General features: G+C 51.2%; 12 protein-coding genes and 2 pseudogenes. 11 read left to right on the top strand and 3 right to left on the bottom strand.

Features of this window, described 5'->3' with window-relative positions:
* The 5 genes and pseudogenes from BGK49_RS09090 to BGK49_RS09070 form a co-directional block, all read left to right on the top strand.
* A pseudogene (locus BGK49_RS09090) lies at positions 1 to 233 on the top strand (IS4 family transposase); the annotation flags it as partial.
* A 120-nt stretch (positions 234 to 353) separates the two neighbouring features.
* Positions 354 to 1,859: pseudogene (locus BGK49_RS31510) on the top strand (PstS family phosphate ABC transporter substrate-binding protein).
* A 15-nt stretch (positions 1,860 to 1,874) separates the two neighbouring features.
* Entirely contained in the window at positions 1,875 to 2,585 is a 711-nt protein-coding gene (locus BGK49_RS09080; protein WP_000424544.1) for a YbbD family protein, read from the top strand.
* Positions 2,586 to 2,587: 2 nt separating this feature from the next.
* Positions 2,588 to 3,355, top strand: coding sequence for a hypothetical protein (locus BGK49_RS09075; RefSeq protein WP_001183161.1), 768 nt, complete (start codon positions 2,588 to 2,590; stop codon positions 3,353 to 3,355).
* Between the two features lie 2 nt (positions 3,356 to 3,357).
* Positions 3,358 to 3,963, top strand: coding sequence for a hypothetical protein (locus tag BGK49_RS09070; protein ID WP_000617866.1), 606 nt, complete (start codon positions 3,358 to 3,360; stop codon positions 3,961 to 3,963).
* 51 nt (positions 3,964 to 4,014) lie between these two features.
* Here the strand turns inward: BGK49_RS09070 and glpD are convergent, their stop codons facing one another.
* Positions 4,015 to 5,520 (bottom strand): glycerol-3-phosphate dehydrogenase, encoded by a 1,506-nt coding sequence (glpD, locus tag BGK49_RS09065; protein WP_000448170.1) that lies wholly within the window; start codon positions 5,518 to 5,520, stop codon positions 4,015 to 4,017.
* A gap of 189 nt (positions 5,521 to 5,709) precedes the next feature.
* Between glpD and glpE the strand changes: the two genes are divergently transcribed.
* Genes glpE through BGK49_RS09050 form a run of 3 tightly spaced genes read left to right on the top strand, consistent with a single transcriptional unit; the run spans position 5,710 to position 7,686 of the window.
* On the top strand, positions 5,710 to 6,036 hold the full coding sequence (glpE, locus tag BGK49_RS09060; RefSeq protein WP_000362869.1) for a thiosulfate sulfurtransferase GlpE: 327 nt from the start codon (positions 5,710 to 5,712) through the stop codon (positions 6,034 to 6,036).
* Positions 6,037 to 6,080: 44 nt separating this feature from the next.
* Positions 6,081 to 6,911, top strand: a complete 831-nt coding sequence (gene glpG, locus BGK49_RS09055; protein WP_000928731.1) for a rhomboid family intramembrane serine protease GlpG — start codon at positions 6,081 to 6,083, stop codon at positions 6,909 to 6,911.
* A gap of 16 nt (positions 6,912 to 6,927) precedes the next feature.
* The gene (locus BGK49_RS09050; protein ID WP_000815099.1) at positions 6,928 to 7,686 is read left to right on the top strand and encodes a DeoR/GlpR family transcriptional regulator; all 759 of its coding nucleotides are present in this window, start codon (positions 6,928 to 6,930) and stop codon (positions 7,684 to 7,686) included.
* Here BGK49_RS09050 and rtcR read toward each other — a convergent pair.
* Entirely contained in the window at positions 7,668 to 9,266 is a 1,599-nt protein-coding gene (gene rtcR / locus BGK49_RS09045; protein ID WP_001232908.1) for a DNA-binding transcriptional regulator RtcR, read from the bottom strand. The genes BGK49_RS09050 and rtcR overlap by 19 nt on opposite strands.
* A gap of 188 nt (positions 9,267 to 9,454) precedes the next feature.
* Here rtcR and rtcB point away from each other — a divergent pair, with 188 nt between their 5' ends.
* Both rtcB and rtcA read left to right on the top strand, forming a co-directional pair.
* On the top strand, positions 9,455 to 10,681 hold the full coding sequence (gene rtcB / locus BGK49_RS09040) for an RNA-splicing ligase RtcB (protein WP_001105441.1): 1,227 nt from the start codon (positions 9,455 to 9,457) through the stop codon (positions 10,679 to 10,681).
* A 3-nt stretch (positions 10,682 to 10,684) separates the two neighbouring features.
* Positions 10,685 to 11,701 (top strand): RNA 3'-terminal phosphate cyclase, encoded by a 1,017-nt coding sequence (gene rtcA / locus BGK49_RS09035; protein WP_005027801.1) that lies wholly within the window; start codon positions 10,685 to 10,687, stop codon positions 11,699 to 11,701.
* Between the two features lie 42 nt (positions 11,702 to 11,743).
* Here rtcA and malT read toward each other — a convergent pair whose 3' ends face one another.
* Positions 11,744 to 14,449 carry an HTH-type transcriptional regulator MalT gene (gene malT, locus BGK49_RS09030; protein WP_000907011.1) on the bottom strand — a complete coding sequence of 902 codons (2,706 nt, stop codon included), beginning with the start codon at positions 14,447 to 14,449 and terminating at the stop codon, positions 11,744 to 11,746.
* Positions 14,450 to 15,060: 611 nt separating this feature from the next.
* On the opposite strand from malT, the gene malP reads away from it, so the two are divergent.
* Entirely contained in the window at positions 15,061 to 17,454 is a 2,394-nt protein-coding gene (malP, locus tag BGK49_RS09025) for a maltodextrin phosphorylase (protein ID WP_000081875.1), read from the top strand.
* The last annotated feature ends 5 nt before the right edge of the window (positions 17,455 to 17,459 follow it).

Here is a 17,459-nt window from a genome sequence, read left to right as displayed (position 1 = left end):
GTTACTGGCCGAATCAACTGAGTTTCTCAGAATCATGCGGAATGGTGATGAGAATGCTGATGACATTGCAGGGCGCTTCACCGGGACGTATACCGGAGCTGATGCGCGATCTTGCAAGTATGGGACAACTTGTGAAATTACAGACGAGAAGGGGAAGGGCCTTCCCGAGAGTGGTAAAGGAGAGGCCCTGGAAATACCCCACAGCCCCGAAAAAGAGCCAGTCAGTTGCTTAACTGACTGGCATTAGGCCAAAGGGTCCCGTTTTTTTCCGCCATCATTTCGGAAAAGTGTCCAGAAGGGGCAAGGGGACTCGGGGAGTATAATTTCACCATTCAAAAAGAATGGAAAGAATAATGCAAAACAGAAAATGGATTTTGTCCTCGCTGGTAATGACTTTTTTCGGCATCCCCATACTGACGCAATTTTTGGCGGCGGTTGTTGCTATGCTGGGTGTCGGACTTGCCGGTATTATTGAAGTTTGTAATATCCTTATCACGCCAACAAGTTACCTTCTGCTCAACATTTTTATGCTGGCGCTGGGCGCATTAATGCTATTTTTCTCGGGGCGAGTATGGGCAGGCGATAGTGCACCAGAAAAAAGAGAAATAGCCGTCTGGCGACAATGTCTTTTTTTAGTACCCGGTTTATTAATCCTGGTTGGCTGGATAATCGCGCTGCATCTGGCAGATTATCAATTTCACCAGATGGGATCGGGTTGGTTGGCTGATCTTATGCTCCCCTGGCTGGGCGTTTTGTTAGTCTCAGTAGTCGGAGGTGAGTACTGGTGGATAGTCATTATACCCGTTGGCGCGCATATCAGTTTTTCGCTGGGGTACGGCCGGCCAACCAGACATCCTTTAACCGGTACATCCGGGCTACGTTGCCGTAATTCCCTCCTGTTTATCCTTCTCATGCTTGGTTTTGTCGCTGGTTATCAGGGTTATTTATATAAACAGCTCAATCCCGGCGTCGGTGTGCGCGAAAATATTGATACCTGGGCCTGGCGACCCGATAAACTCAATAATCAACTGACACCACTGCGTGGTAAACCGCAAATTCAGTTTACGCAAAACTGGCCGCGACTCGATGGTGCTACGGCGGCGTACCCAATTTATGCCTCTGCATTTTATGCTTTAATCGTTATACCGGAAGATTTTCACACCAGGGAATATCTGGAGAGCTCTCGTACCCCCGATGCGTATAACAGGATTGTTAAAGGTGATGCTGATATTATTTTTGTGGCGCAACCTTCCGGTGGGCAGAAAAAACGCGCTGAGGAATCGGGCATTACTTTGCTGTACACGCCTTTTGCCCGTGAAGCGTTTGTTTTCATCGTCAATGCGGATAATCCGGTTAATTCCCTGACTGAACAACAGGTGCGTGACATCTTCAGTGGTGCAATTACCAACTGGCGTACTGTTGGCGGTAACGATCAGGAGATCCAGACCTAGCAACGCCCGGAAGACTCTGGTAGCCAGACGGTGATGCAATCCCAGGTCATGAAAAATGTCCGCATGATCTCGCCGCAGGAAACAGAAGTGGCAAGTATGATGGAGGGAATGATTAAAGTCGTTGCCGAATACCGTAATACAAACAACGCAATAGGTTACACCTTCCGTTATTACGCAACACAAATGAACGCCGATAAAAATATAAAACTGCTAGCGATTAACGGTATTGCACCGACTGCCGAAAACATTCGCAACGGCAAATATCCCTATATCATCGATGCCTTTATGGTAACGCGGGAAAATACGACGTCAGAGACACAAAAATTGTTGGAGTGGTTTTTAACGCCGCAGGGACAGAGTTTGGTGGAAGATGTAGGTTATGTCCCGATGTATAAGACGCTACCTTAAAGCTGGATAATAAAAATGGAATTAGTTAATACATTATTTGCAAGCCTTGCCGGTACTGATCCCTTCACAGGCGTGGATATTACGATTGCCAACTGCAAATCGGCATACTGGGATGAAGGCATTGTTCAGCAACTTATTAACCAGGCCCTGGATGAAGGGGAAAAGTTCGTCGGTGCTGACGGTCTTGAGGGATTGCTTCGATATGATGTCACATTAAATATTGGCTTAACCTCCAGCAAAGTATGGCCGGGATTTTCCCTCGATACCGCCACCATTAGCCGTCTTTGTGCCTGTGGTGCTGATTTTGGATTTGACCCCTATATCAGTGATGTACCAGATGTTCAATGTGACCTGAACACGACAAATGACGTCACCGTACAATTTACGGCGATGCTAAATCCGGATGAGCGGGTGATAATAGCAAAGCGCCCGCTTAAAAAATGTGACTCCTGGATTGAGGATGTCTATATCTTTCAGGTCGTTAAAGATGCCTGGAAATTTCATAACAATAACAGTTTACGCGGATTTCGCGATAAGCAGGCCGAACTGAAACTCTACACGCGTCATTACTCAGTGGAAAATTGCGCAGAGGAAAGCTGTCGAGACTGCAATAGTTGCATTCGCCCCAGCTTTTCCCTTTCGCGTAGCGCCCTTATTCGCCTGAACGCGGCGAATGCTCGTTTTGTCTATCAACCGTTTACACGCGATCAGCGGGCGAGGGGGTAACTATGCAACCCAGCCCCGCCATGCAGGCATTAATTGAGCAGATTTATCACACCTTTCGTCGTTATCGGGTGCCGCAGAAATTTGTGGTTTGTTGTGAATATTGCCTGAGTCAGCAGGAACAAAAGGCATTACGGAGTACATCGTTACGAGCGATCCCGTATTCCTTAATCAATGCCTGGAATAGTAGCCCAGGGCCTGATCCGCAAAATAGCGATGAGGTCCGCTATTTTCTGCCGCGTTTACTGGAATTTGTTGCACAGGGGCATTTTGACAATATTCACGTAGTTTTTTCTCTGCGCCGTATCAACCTTGCCAACAAAGAAAACTGGCGTGCGGATGAACGGGCAATTTTACAGCGATTTGCCTGCCAGTATATGACTGATTGGGTATCCGGCGATGAAGCTGTCGAATTACAGTATATGCTGGAAATGTTTTTCCGTGCCGATATCGCTCTTGCGCCATTGCTGGATGCCATTAATTCAGTTCCCGGCTTTTGGTCGACCGTTTCTCTTGCCGGTTTATTGAACAGATATTGTGAGGATTATATCAGAGATAACCAGGACGATATCGATAACGTCATTACCACCCAAATCAATGCCTGGGCTAGAAATAATCATCCTTTACTGAAAGAAAGAGCGCGGCAAGCGATTGAGAACCCGCTAAAACAGCCCGAACCAATGACAGAATATCAGGTCTGGGAAGATGACTGGATAATTGATGAGTGTTTATGCGCGATGTATGACGCATCATCCGAATCACCAGGAAAATAAAAATGATTAGATTCCGGCTTTATATTCCCCCTGTAATTCTCGGTTTTGTTATCGTGCCATTATTGGTATGGCCGACGGTTATTGTCTTAGCCGTACTTATATTCACGTTAACTTTTCTGGCAGAAATAATATTCTCCTTTCCGCTCCTGGTTGTGCGTATTTCTCTTCAGGAATTACAACTTGAGTTAATGGTTGAATATGCACTTTTTTTCAGTGTAATGGCTGGCATCGGTTGGCAATTCTCCCGCAGAACGCCTCCTGAATTAAAAAACAGACTGCATTGCTGGCTGGTCTTTTCGCCGGTCTATTTCTGGTTAATTCTCTCGAATTTCATTCTTTATATTTCTCCAGAGAAATCAGCGTTGCTGGAAAATATCCGAAATTTCTTTCTGACGTTTGTCTGGCCTCCCCTGAATTTTTCCCCTTTTTGGCCGCAGCCTTGGACTGATTTTGTCGGCCCGATTAGTGCACAGCTTGGTTTTGCATTGGGATATTATTGCCATTGGTGCAGAAAAAATAGAAACCAGAGGAAGAAGTGGGGCGATTGGGTAACGTGCTTAAGTTTGGCGATTTTAGCTCAGGGGCCGTTATTCAATTATTTACAATGAATAGTCTAAGGAATCCAAATAGCCCGGTTGCACTTCAACCGGGCATCATCCTTACGACGCCAGCGACAACTTCTGCTGCGTATATTCCACCAGCCACTGACTCACACGAGATTGTTGATCCGCATTCAGCCACATGCCTTGTTTTGTGCGACGCCAAAGGGCATCGTCGGTGCGGCGGACCCATTCGTGATCCACCAGGTATTTCAGTTCCGCTTCGTAGAACTCATGACCGAAATCCTCCCCGAGGTCGCTTATCGCCCCCGCATTGCCGAGCAGCAGCTCGCTGTTGCTGCCGTAAGTGCGTGCGTAATGACGCGCCAGCGATTCAGTCAGGAATGGATAGCGACGGCGCAGACGAGCTGCGTAATCGTCGCGGTCGCCTTCAATGGCACCACCCGGCAGCACGCTCTCTTTCGTCCACGCCGGGCCAATACCCTGATAATACGGCGTCAGTTTTTCCAGCGCATGTTCTGCCAGTTTTCGGTAGGTGGTCAGCTTACCGCCGAATACCGACAGCAGCGGTGCTTTGCCGTTTTCATCATGGATATCAAGGGTGTAATCACGGGTAATAGCCTGCGGCGAGTCGGACTCATCATCACACAGCGGACGCACACCGGAGTAGGTCCAGACGATATCGTCACGGCTAAGCTGTTTTTTAAAGTGCGCGTTATACACTTTCAGCAGATAGTTGATTTCACTCTCTTCAATCTTCACCGCTTTCGGATCGCCTTTATACTCTACGTCGGTGGTGCCGATGATGGAAAATTCGTCCATCCACGGGATCACGAACACAATACGTTTATCTTCGTTTTGCAGAATGTAGGCCTGCTTCTGGGTATGCACACGCGGCACCACAATATGGCTGCCTTTGATCAGGCGAATGCCATAAGGCGAAGGCAGATGCATCCCCTCGTCGAAGAACTGTTTCACCCACGGGCCGGTGGCGTTAACCAGGCCGCGCGCTTGCCAGCTATATTTTTTGCCGGTATCGATATCTTCCGCTTCCACAATCCACAGGCCGTTTTCGCGGCGAGCAGAGGTGGCGCGAGTCCGAGTAAGCACTTCGCCGCCTTTACGCACCACCATCTGGGCGTTGGCGAGTACCAGACGGGTGTCGTCTACCCAACAGTCAGAATATTCGAATCCGCGCTTAATTTCCGGTTTTAACACTGAGTTTGCGCCAAAACGCAAACCGGTTGATCCCGGCAGGCTGGTGCGTTTACCCAGATGATCGTACATAAACAGACCAATCCGAATCATCCACGCCGGGCGCAGATGCGGACGATGTGGCAGGCGAAAACGCATTGGGAAGGCGATATGCGGAGCCATTTTCAGCAGCACTTCACGTTCAGCCAGCGCCTCGCTGACCAGGCGGAATTCATAGTGCTCAAGGTAGCGCAGGCCACCGTGAATGAGTTTTGAACTGGCGGAAGAGGTCGCGCAAGCGAGATCCTGCGCCTCCAGCATCAGCACGGATAAACCGCGTCCAGCGGCGTCTGCCGCGATACCAGCACCATTGATGCCGCCACCTATCACAATCAGATCTTTGGTTTCCATGCTGCCCTCATTCACTTTCGTTAAAGCTCATAAATGTTCGCTATCGAACATATTAGCAAAGAATCGCGCTTTAGGTAACATTGAAAAAATATTTTAGAGTGATATGTATAACATTATGGCGTTTATCTGCCGCTTCGACGTAAACTGTGCGGTAAATTTGCCCACTTGTTTGTAAAGAAAGAGAGACGCATGGATCTGTTCGAATGTATTAACGTTGCCGACGCGCACCAGAAGTTGCAGGAAAAAGAGGCGGTGCTGGTCGATATTCGCGATCCACAGAGTTTCGCAATGGGACATGCGGTGCAGGCTTTCCATTTAACCAACGACACGCTGGGCGCGTTTATGCGTGATAACGACTTTGACACTCCGGTGATGGTGATGTGTTATCACGGCAATAGCAGCAAAGGCGCGGCGCAGTATCTGCTGCAACAGGGCTACGATGTGGTCTATAGCATTGACGGCGGTTTTGAAGCCTGGCAGCGTCAGTTTCCCGCAGAGGTGGCGTACGGCGCGTAACGCTTTATACTGTCCCCTTTTGTGTGGAATAAGCGACAGCAACGATGTTGATGATTACCTCTTTTGCTAACCCCCGCGTGGCGCAGGCGTTTGTTGATTACATGGCGACGCAGGGTGTTATCCTTACGATTCAACAACATAACCAAAGCGATGTCTGGCTGGCGGATGAGTCCCAGGCCGAGCGCGTGCGGGCGGAGCTGGCGCGTTTTCTCGAAAACCCGGCAGATCCGCGTTATCTGGCGGCCAGCTGGCAGGCGGGCCATACCGGCAGTGGTCTGCATTATCGCCGTTATCCTTTCTTTGCTGCCTTGCGTGAACGCGCAGGTCCGGTAACCTGGGTGGTGATGATCGCCTGCGTGGTGGTGTTTATCGCCATGCAAATTCTCGGCGATCAGGAAGTGATGTTATGGCTGGCCTGGCCATTCGATCCAACACTGAAATTTGAGTTCTGGCGTTACTTCACCCACGCGTTAATGCACTTCTCGCTGATGCATATCCTCTTTAACCTGCTCTGGTGGTGGTATCTCGGCGGTGCGGTGGAAAAACGCCTCGGTAGCGGTAAGCTAATTGTTATTACTCTCATTAGCGCCCTGTTAAGCGGCTATGTGCAGCAAAAATTCAGCGGGCCGTGGTTTGGCGGGCTTTCTGGCGTGGTGTATGCGCTGATGGGCTACGTCTGGCTACGTGGTGAGCGCGATCCGCAAAGTGGCATTTACCTGCAACGTGGGTTAATTATCTTTGCGCTGATCTGGATTGTCGCCGGATGGTTTGATTTGTTTGGGATGTCGATGGCGAACGGAGCACACATCGCCGGGTTAGCCGTGGGTTTAGCGATGGCTTTTGTTGATTCGCTCAATGCGCGAAAACGAAAATAATTCCAGGGATTTATAAATGAAACAAACACAACGTCACAACGGTATTATCGAACTGGTTAAACAGCAGGGTTATGTCAGTACTGAAGAGCTGGTAGAGCATTTCTCCGTCAGCCCGCAGACTATTCGCCGCGACCTCAATGAGCTGGCGGAGCAAAACCTGATCCTGCGTCACCATGGCGGTGCGGCGCTGCCTTCCAGTTCGGTTAACACGCCGTGGCACGATCGCAAAGCCACCCAGACCGAAGAAAAAGAGAGGATTGCCCGCAAAGTGGCGGAGCAAATCCCCAACGGCTCGACACTGTTTATCGATATCGGCACCACGCCGGAAGCGGTGGCGCACGCGCTGCTTAATCACAGCAATTTGCGTATTGTCACCAACAATCTCAATGTTGCTAACACGTTGATGGTAAAAGAAGATTTCCGCATTATTCTCGCCGGTGGCGAATTACGCAGCCGCGATGGCGGGATCATTGGCGAAGCGACGCTCGATTTTATCTCCCAGTTCCGCCTTGATTTCGGCATTCTGGGGATAAGCGGCATCGATAGCGACGGCTCGCTGCTGGAGTTCGATTACCACGAAGTTCGCACCAAGCGCGCCATTATTGAGAACTCGCGCCACGTTATGCTGGTTGTCGATCACTCGAAATTTGGCCGTAACGCGATGGTCAATATGGGCAGCATCAGCATGGTAGATGCCGTCTACACCGACGCCCCGCCGCCAGTAAGCGTAATGCAGGTGCTGACGGACCATCATATTCAACTGGAGCTGTGCTGATCCTGCACGGCTTCCCACGTCAGACCAAAACGCGCCAGGTATTTGCGTAGCCGATCCGCGTCATTGACGCTGGCTTTGCCCTGGCGCGAAACATCAAAAAGCTGTCGTCCGGCTGCAGAAAGCGACTTTGCCTGGCGGCAGATAGCGATAACGTGTTCCAGTTGCATACGGTCGAAGAGATCGATGTTTTCTGCCTCTGCGCCCAGCAACGCCGTAAGCGCGGAGGGGCGGCTCTCCTGCCAGTTATAGCGCAGACGGTTTATCTCATCTTCAACCACGTCCAGAGTGATGCGTCCGCTAGTGGCAAAGGTGGCCATCCGCGTGACGCTGGCAGAAAGTTCGCGAAAGTTACCGCGCCATGTTGCCTGGGGAGAGGTCGCAAAAGCCAACCAGGCGCGCCGCGCTTCGGTGTTAAAACGCACGCTGTCGCCAGTGAGTGTGGCGTGGCGCTCCACTTCATAATCAAGGTTCGGTTCAATATCTTCCTGGCGCTGGCGTAGACCCGGCAGGGTGAAGGTCCAGAGATTGATCCGCGCGTACAGATCTTCGCGAAATTTGCCTTCGGCAACCAGCTGGCGCAAATCGCGCACCGTTCCGGCGATAAGCTGAAAATCACTGCTCACCTGGCGATCGCTGCCAAACGGGTAAAAGGTTTTCTCTTCAATGGCTTTTAGCAGCATTGCCTGTTCGTCTGCGCCCAGTTCGCCAATCTCATCAAAAAACAACATTCCGCCGTTGGCGCTGCGTAATAAACCTTCACGAGATTCCCGCGCCCCGGTAAACGCGCCTTTCACATGACCAAACAGCGTCGACATGGCGGTATCGCCGCGCAGGGTGGCGCAGTTCACTTCCACAAACGCGCCGCTAAACTGATGCCGCGCCTGTTTTAATTCAAATATACGTCGCGCCAGAAATGACTTTCCCGCACCGGTTGGGCCGTTAAGCAGGATCGGTGCGCGGGATTTAATCGCCACTTTTTCAATCTGCTCAATCATGCGGTTGAAGTGGGGGTTACGCGTGGCAATGCCGGACTTAAGAAAATCAAGCGTTTGCTGGCGTTCCTCGGCAAAGCGGCTGGCGATGGCGTTATAACGGCTTAGATCGAGATCGATAATCGTCACTTCACCGGCACCGCGCGGTTGTTCTTTTTTGCGCGGTGGTGAAGTTTGTATCAACCGGGCGGGTAGATAACGCGCTTCCGCCAGCAGAAACCAGCAAATCTGCGCGACGTGGGTGCCGGTGGTGATGTGAATTAAATAGTCTTCTTTTTCTGGCTGAAACTTGTAACCACGGGCGAAATCATGCAGGCAGGCGTAAACCTCTTCGAAATCCCACGGGTTATGCAGTTCAATCTCAATGCTCACCACTTCTGTTTCTGGCGAAACGCTGGCGATATCGCGTTTAAGCGTTTCAAATAGCGAGCACGAGCGGGCGTCATGCAATAATTCCAGTCGATCGATGACCAACGATTCTTGCTGGCATAAACAGAGTGTCGGACGCCATTTTGACCAGCGCTGACTGCCGCGCCCGGCATAATCCAGCACCGTTCCGACAAAGCCAAAAGCTACTGTTTTACGCATCTTAGATATCCTTATAAAAGACGATATTTCATTATCGGTAAATCGGCTTTGCGGGAAATCTCCGGTTACGGACATAAAGATATAATCTTTTTAAAAACAATGAATTAAAAAATTAATTTACTTATTTAATTTTCTGGCACGACGGTTGCAATTATCAGGACAGCAAACAACGAAAAGAGAAAAACAAAATGAATTACGAATTACTGACCACTGAAAATGCCCCGGTAAAAATGTGGACCAAAGGCGTGCCGGTAGAAGCCGATGCGCGTCAGCAACTTATTAATACGGCGAAGATGCCGTTTATTTTCAAACATATTGCGGTAATGCCTGATGTACACCTGGGTAAAGATTCCACCATTGGTAGCGTGATCCCGACCAAAGGGGCGATTATTCCGGCGGCGGTGGGCGTGGATATTGGCTGTGGAATGAACGCGCTGCGTACCGCGTTAACGGCGGAAGACCTGCCTGAAAACCTGGCAGAGCTGCGTCAGGCGATTGAAACGGCCGTGCCGCACGGGCGTACTACCGGGCGTTGTAAACGTGATAAAGGCGCATGGGAAAACCCGCCTGTTAACGTCGATGCGAAATGGGCTGAGCTTGAAGCCGGTTATCAGTGGTTAACGCAAAAATATCCCCGTTTCCTGAATACCAATAACTATAAACACCTGGGAACGCTGGGAACCGGTAACCACTTTATTAAAATCTGCCTTGATGAGTCGGACCAGGTGTGGATTATGCTGCACTCCGGTTCACGCGGAATTGGTAACGCCATCGGGACTTACTTTATCGATCTGGCACAAAAAGAGATGCAGGAAACGCTTGAGACGTTGCCGTCGCGTGATCTGGCGTACTTTATGGAAGGTACGGAATACTTTGATGATTACCTGAAAGCCGTGGCCTGGGCGCAGCTTTTTGCCAGCCTTAACCGCGATGCGATGATGGAAAACGTGGTAACGGCATTGCAGAGCATTACGCAGAAAACGGTCAGACAGCCACAAACGCTGGCGATGGAAGAGATCAACTGTCACCACAACTATGTGCAAAAAGAACAGCACTTTGGTGAAGAGATCTACGTGACGCGTAAAGGCGCGGTGTCTGCGCGTGCTGGTCAATATGGAATTATTCCCGGTTCGATGGGAGCAAAAAGCTTTATCGTCCGTGGGCTGGGAAATGAAGAGTCGTTCTGTTCGTGCAGCCACGGTGCCGGGCGGGTAATGAGCCGAACTAAAGCGAAAAAACTGTTCAGCGTGGAAGATCAAATTCGTGCCACCGCGCATGTGGAATGCCGTAAAGATGCCGAAGTGATCGACGAAATCCCGATGGCGTATAAAGATATTGATGCGGTGATGACGGCACAAAGCGATCTGGTGGAAGTTATCTATACCCTGCGTCAGGTGGTGTGCGTAAAAGGATAAATGATGAAAAGGATGATTGCGCTGGATGGCGCACAGGGCGAAGGTGGCGGGCAGATTCTGCGCTCGGCGCTGAGCCTGTCGATGATAACCGGCCAGCCATTTACCATCACCAGCATTCGTGCCGGGCGGGCGAAACCGGGGCTGTTGCGCCAGCATCTGACCGCGGTAAAAGCGGCTGCGGAAATTTGTAGGGCAACGGTGGAAGGCGCGGAGCTGGGGTCGCAGCGTCTGGTCTTCCGGCCTGGCGCCGTGCGCGGCGGCGAGTACCGCTTTGCTATCGGTAGTGCCGGAAGCTGTACGCTGGTGCTGCAAACGGTGCTGCCCGCGCTGTGGTTTGCCGATGGACCTTCGCGTGTTGAAGTGAGCGGAGGCACCGATAACCCGTCGGCGCCGCCTGCGGATTTTATCCGCCGGGTGCTGGAGCCGCTGCTGGCGAAAATAGGAATTCATCAGCAAACCACGCTATTACGTCACGGTTTTTATCCTGCCGGAGGCGGCGTGGTGGCAACGGAAGTCTCGCCCGTGGCATCGTTTAACACCTTGCAACTTGGCGAGCGCGGGAACATTGTGCAGATGCGTGGAGAAGTTCTATTAGCTGGTGTGCCGCGCCATGTTGCTGAGCGTGAAATCGCTACACTGGCGGGGAGTTTTTCCCTGCATGAACAGAATATTCATAACCTGCCGCGCGACCAGGGGCCGGGTAATACCGTCTCGTTGGAAGTCGAAAGTGAAAATATCACTGAACGCTTTTTCGTCGTCGGTGAAAAGCGCGTCAGTGCCGAGGTGGTAGCCGCGCAGTTAGTGAAAGAGGTGAAACGCTACCTGGCAAGCCCGGCGGCAGTGGGGGAATATCTCGCCGACCAGCTGGTGCTACCGATGGCGCTGGCGGGCGCGGGAGAATTTACGGTCGCCCATCCTTCATGCCATCTGCTGGCCAATATCGCCGTGGTGGAGCGTTTCTTGCCGGTGCGGTTTGGTTTGATAGAAACAGATGGCGTAACGCGGGTGAGTATTGAATGATGTAAAGATGTAAACCGGATCCAATGCATTATCCGGCTAAACTCACACCCCATATCCCATCATCTTCAGCAGTTTCTGCGCGTGTTGTACCGCGGCCTGACGGTGGGCGACGCCGAGTTTTTGGTACAGATTGCGGATATGCGTCTTGATGGTGGTTGCCGCCACTTCCAGCTCGCCCGCAATTTGCTCATTGCTGTAACCGGAGTAGATCAGCCCCAGGACCTGCCATTCACGTTGGGTCAACGGGCTGGTGCGGATCAGTTCTGGCACTTCCGGATGATTTAGCAGACGTTCAACGAAATTCTCATCGAAATGGGCGAATTTATGCCGATGATGTTGATTGATTTCTCGCAGAATACGCTGCGCGCGATGCTGTTCCAGTTCCGGCAGCGTATTGAGTTGAATCAGCTGGCGCAGTTGTTGCGCCATCGCTTCGCCTTCGATGACAAAATGACTGATAAATCCGGTGCGATTCGCCAGTTTTAATGCGTCCAGCAACACGCGCTGGGCGTCACTTTTACGTCCGGCCTGCCAGTACAGTTGATTAAGCAGCAACAGGTTACGGTTGAGATCGCTCATCAACCGCAGACTGCGGGCATTTTCATTGAGTTCTTCGAGAACAATTTCCGCAGGTTCAAACTCGCCCAGCAAGATTTGTGCGCGGGCAATGTTGCGCCATTGACCTTGCAGGAAGTGGTTGTTCGCAAACTCCGGTTTAGCCGTATGACGCAACCAGTTGGCAGCGGCGGCTTTATCGCCGGTCGTTTGCCAGTAAATCACCCGGACTTTGTTGGCGTTAGAGATCCAGTCGCTGTGATATTTGCCATTCCCCAGCAGGTTTTCCAGACGGTTCAGCTGGCTACGGGCGTTATCTAAATCACCACGGGCCAGCGAGCATTGAATCAACATTGCCAGGCACTGAAGCTGTTGCTGTGGCTGATAAGACGACAAGACTTCAATCCCGCTACGCGCCGACGCTTCGGCTTCATCCAGCCGTGCCCAGGCCCATAACAGTTGTGCTCGGATGCGCACCAGAAACTCATGCATCGGCAGCTGTTCCAGATGCTGCTCGTTGATCAGCTGGAACGCTTTTTCCTGTGTTTCCCACGCGGTTTGCAGGAACCCTTGGGCAAACAGAATTTCACTTTGCTGGATTAAACTCCATAAGGCGTAGTGCCAGACGTCGTGCTGGCGTGCCATCTGTTCGGTTTGCTGCATTAGCGCCAGTGAGCGGGTCAATTCGCCTTTGCAGTGCAGCACTTCACCCAGCACCGAGGTTGCCACAATGCGGCTATAGAACCAGCCCGGTGGCAGCTCTTCCAGTGCCAGTTTTGCCAGCCGTTCCGCTTCATCCGGATTACCATCGTTAATCGCCACCTGGGCGCGCAGAGCGTTAAATTCTGCGTGCATGGTGCCTTCTCTGATGTCCTTGATTTCATGTTCAGCACGGGCTAGCAGGGTGTTAACTTCGCCATAGCGATGTTGGCTTTGCATTAGCCACGCCTGCAATAACACTAACTGCGGATTTTCCAGCAAACTGTCCCACGGCAGGGCCTTAAGCGACTCTTCCAGCAGCGACAGTTCGCTATGGTTGAACAAACTCCAGGCGTGATTAAGCAGAATATCGCGCAGCATCAGCGCATCGCCTGCCGCCAGCGCATGATGAATCGCTTCGCTGGGAAATCCCTGGGCCATCCAGCTTTCTGCGGCGGCACGGTGGATTTCCGGCAGCTCCGCCGCCAGTTCCCACTGGCAGCGCTGGCGCAGGAAGTTGCCAAACAGCGGGTGATAGCAGAACCACTCGCCGGTATCATCCATCCGCTGTAAAAACAGCCCCTGACGCTCAATCTCTTCGAGACGCATTTGCCCGTTTTCTTCGCCGGTCACACGGGTGATGAGCGCATCGTTCATTGAGCGCAAAATGGCGCTTTTCAACAGAAAATGGCGCGTTGCGAGATCGACGTTATCCAAAACCTCATCGACCAGATAATCCGAAAGATGGCTGGCATTGATTCCCGCCAGGCGGCGTGCCGACTTATGGGCTGAGTGGGTATTCTGCCGGGCGGAGAGGGCGATTAGCTGTAGTGCCGTCGCCCAACCGGAAACGTCATCGCAAATCCGACTGCTTTCTGCGGCTTCAATCGGCGATGACAGACGGCAATCAAAAAACTGCTTCGCTTCCTGATGGGTAAATGCCAGTTGCTGACTGCCAATTTCCAGCAGTTGGTCACGAACACGCAGATTGGCAATGCCCAGTTGCGGAAGGTTGCGTGACAACACCACCAGGGTGAGATTTTCTGGTTGATGGCGAATAAAGAAGCGCATTGACTCGTGGATCACTGGATTAGTGATCAGATGATAGTCATCGATGACCAGATAAAGTGGGCTATGCCATTCCGCCAGCTCAATGAAAAGCTGGGCGAAGAGTGACGTCAGGCTGGCATATTGCCGTTTTTGCGCCATCGTCTCACATATCGCACAGTGACCGTTGGTTGCCTGCTGCACGGTGGCAATGAGATAGCTGGCGAAACGCTCTTGCTGGTTATCACCTTCATCCAGCGAGTACCAGCCGATATCGTTTTTGCCTGCCGCCCACTGGGAAATGAGGGTGGTCTTTCCGTAGCCCGCAGGACTCGTGATCAGCGCCAGCCGGAAGTTGTTCGCGCCGGAAAGTTTAGCCAGCAGGCGCTCACGAACCACGGTATGGTCGAGTCGAACCGGACGACTTAGTTTTGACGGAATCAGCATAGTTAATCACTTCACTGTGGAAAATGAGGAAATATTATTTTTTTTGCGCTTCGTAATTAATGGTTATAAGGTCGGCCAGAAACCTTTCTAATGCAAGCGATGACGTTTTTTTATGTGTCTGAATTTGCACTGTGTCACAATTCCAAATCTTTATTAACAACTCACCTAAAACGACGCTGATCCAGCGTGAATACTGGTTTCCCTTATGTTCATCAGATTCATTTAAGCAAGGGTTTCTTCTTCATTCCTGATGAAAGTGCCATCTAAAAAGATGATCTTAATAAATCTATTAAGAATGAGATGGAGCACACTGGATATTTTACTTGTGAAACTGTTTCACTCCTTTACTTAATTTATAGAGTTACCTTCCGCTTTTTGAAAATACGCAACGGCCATTTTTTGCACTTAGATACAGATTTTCTGCGCTGTATTGCATTGATTTGCTGCTAATCCTGTGGTTTGCACTAGCTTTAAGTGGTTGAGATCACATTTCCTTGCTCATCCCCGCAACTCCTCCCTGCCTAATCCCCCGCAGGATGAGGAAGGTCAACATCGAGCCTGGCAAACTAGCGATAACGTTGTGTTGAAAATCTAAGAAAAGTGGAACTCCTATGTCACAACCTATTTTTAACGATAAGCAATTTCAGGAAGCGCTTTCACGTCAGTGGCAGCGTTATGGCTTAAATTCTGCGGCTGAAATGACTCCTCGCCAGTGGTGGCTAGCAGTGAGTGAAGCACTGGCCGAAATGCTGCGTGCTCAGCCATTCGCCAAGCCGGTGGCGAATCAGCGACATGTTAACTACATCTCAATGGAGTTTTTGATTGGTCGCCTGACGGGCAACAACCTGTTGAATCTCGGCTGGTATCAGGATGTACAGGATTCGTTGAAGGCTTATGACATCAATCTGACGGACCTGCTGGAAGAAGAGATCGACCCGGCGCTGGGTAACGGTGGTCTGGGACGTCTGGCGGCGTGCTTCCTCGACTCAATGGCAACTATCGGTCAGTCTGCGACGGGTTACGGTCTGAACTATCAATATGGTTTGTTCCGCCAGTCTTTTGTCGATGGCAAACAGGTTGAAGCGCCGGATGACTGGCATCGCAGTAACTACCCGTGGTTCCGCCACAACGAAGCACTGGATGTGCAGGTAGGGATTGGCGGTAAAGTGACGAAAGACGGACGCTGGGAGCCGGAGTTTACCATTACCGGTCAAGCGTGGGATCTCCCCGTTGTCGGCTATCGTAATGGCGTGGCGCAGCCGCTGCGTCTGTGGCAGGCGACGCACGCGCATCCGTTTGATCTGACTAAATTTAACGACGGTGATTTCCTGCGTGCCGAACAGCAGGGCATCAATGCGGAAAAACTGACCAAAGTTCTCTATCCAAACGACAACCATACTGCCGGTAAAAAGCTGCGCTTGATGCAGCAGTACTTCCAGTGTGCCTGTTCGGTAGCGGATATTTTGCGTCGCCATCATCTGGCGGGGCGTAAACTGCACGAACTGGCGGATTATGAAGTTATTCAGCTGAACGATACCCACCCAACTATCGCGATTCCAGAACTGCTGCGCGTGCTGATCGATGAGCACCAGATGAGCTGGGATGACGCCTGGGCCATTACCAGCAAAACTTTCGCTTACACCAACCATACCCTGATGCCAGAAGCGCTGGAACGCTGGGATGTGAAACTGGTGAAAGGCTTACTGCCGCGCCATATGCAGATTATTAACGAAATTAATACTCGCTTTAAAACGCTGGTGGAGAAAACCTGGCCGGGCGATGAAAAAGTGTGGGCCAAACTGGCGGTTGTGCACGATAAACAAGTGCATATGGCGAACCTGTGTGTGGTTGGCGGTTTCGCGGTGAACGGTGTTGCGGCGCTGCACTCGGATCTGGTGGTGAAAGATCTGTTCCCGGAATATCACCAGCTATGGCCGAACAAATTCCATAACGTCACCAACGGTATTACCCCACGTCGCTGGATCAAACAGTGCAACCCTGCACTGGCGGCTCTGTTGGATAAATTACTGCAAAAAGAGTGGGCTAACGATCTCGATCAGCTGATCAATCTGGAAAAATTCGCTGATGATGCGAAATTCCGTCAGCAATATCGCGAGATCAAGCAGGCGAATAAAGTCCGTCTGGCGGAGTTTGTGAAAGTTCGTACCGGTATTGAGATCAATCCACAGGCGATTTTCGATATTCAGATTAAACGTCTGCATGAGTACAAACGCCAGCACCTGAATCTGCTGCATATTCTGGCGTTGTACAAAGAAATTCGTGAAAACCCGCAGGCTGATCGCGTACCGCGCGTCTTCCTCTTCGGCGCGAAAGCGGCACCGGGCTACTACCTGGCGAAGAATATTATCTTTGCGATCAACAAAGTGGCTGACGTGATCAACAACGATCCACTGGTTGGCGATAAGTTGAAGGTGGTGTTCCTGCCGGATTATTGCGTTTCGGCGGCGGAAAAACTGATCCCGGCGGCGGATATCTCCGAACAAATTTCGACTGCAGGTAAAGAAGCTTCCGGTACCGGCAATATGAAACTGGCGCTCAATGGTGCGCTTACTGTCGGTACGCTGGATGGTGCGAACGTTGAAATCGCCGAGAAAGTCGGTGAAGAAAATATCTTTATTTTTGGTCATACCGTGGAACAAGTGAAGGCAATTCTGGCCAAAGGCTACGACCCGGTGAAATGGCGGAAGAAAGATAAGGTGCTGGACGCAGTATTGAAAGAGCTGGAAAGCGGTAAATACAGCGACGGCGATAAGCATGCCTTCGACCAGATGCTGCACAGTATCGGCAAACAAGGCGGCGATCCGTATCTGGTGATGGCGGATTTCGCAGCCTATGTTGAGGCACAAAAGCAGGTGGATGTGCTGTACCGCGACCAGGAGGCCTGGACTCGCGCGGCGATCCTCAATACCGCCCGCTGCGGTATGTTTAGCTCGGATCGCTCTATTCGCGATTATCAGGCTCGTATCTGGCAGGCAAAACGCTAAGGAAG

Source organism: Shigella sp. FC1544 (assembly GCF_001722145.1).
Lineage (GTDB): Bacteria > Pseudomonadota > Gammaproteobacteria > Enterobacterales > Enterobacteriaceae > Escherichia > Escherichia coli.
The sequence above is the reverse complement of the archived record's forward strand: the minus strand, read 5'-3'. Positions and strand labels throughout refer to the sequence as shown.

What these genes read in the sequence shown, in the direction of transcription:
- BGK49_RS09075 (WP_001183161.1), top strand. Translation starts at nt 2,588, where the DNA reads ATGCAACCCAGCCCCGCCATGCAGGCATTAATTGAGCAGATTTATCAC.
- rtcB (WP_001105441.1), top strand. Translation starts at nt 9,455, where the DNA reads ATGAATTACGAATTACTGACCACTGAAAATGCCCCGGTAAAAATGTGG.
- glpD (WP_000448170.1), bottom strand. Translation starts at nt 5,520, where the DNA reads ATGGAAACCAAAGATCTGATTGTGATAGGTGGCGGCATCAATGGTGCT.
- rtcA (WP_005027801.1), top strand. Translation starts at nt 10,685, where the DNA reads ATGAAAAGGATGATTGCGCTGGATGGCGCACAGGGCGAAGGTGGCGGG.
- malP (WP_000081875.1), top strand. Translation starts at nt 15,061, where the DNA reads ATGTCACAACCTATTTTTAACGATAAGCAATTTCAGGAAGCGCTTTCA.
- BGK49_RS09050 (WP_000815099.1), top strand. Translation starts at nt 6,928, where the DNA reads ATGAAACAAACACAACGTCACAACGGTATTATCGAACTGGTTAAACAG.
- glpG (WP_000928731.1), top strand. Translation starts at nt 6,081, where the DNA reads ATGTTGATGATTACCTCTTTTGCTAACCCCCGCGTGGCGCAGGCGTTT.
- BGK49_RS09070 (WP_000617866.1), top strand. Translation starts at nt 3,358, where the DNA reads ATGATTAGATTCCGGCTTTATATTCCCCCTGTAATTCTCGGTTTTGTT.
- BGK49_RS09080 (WP_000424544.1), top strand. Translation starts at nt 1,875, where the DNA reads ATGGAATTAGTTAATACATTATTTGCAAGCCTTGCCGGTACTGATCCC.
- glpE (WP_000362869.1), top strand. Translation starts at nt 5,710, where the DNA reads ATGGATCTGTTCGAATGTATTAACGTTGCCGACGCGCACCAGAAGTTG.
- rtcR (WP_001232908.1), bottom strand. Translation starts at nt 9,266, where the DNA reads ATGCGTAAAACAGTAGCTTTTGGCTTTGTCGGAACGGTGCTGGATTAT.
- malT (WP_000907011.1), bottom strand. Translation starts at nt 14,449, where the DNA reads ATGCTGATTCCGTCAAAACTAAGTCGTCCGGTTCGACTCGACCATACC.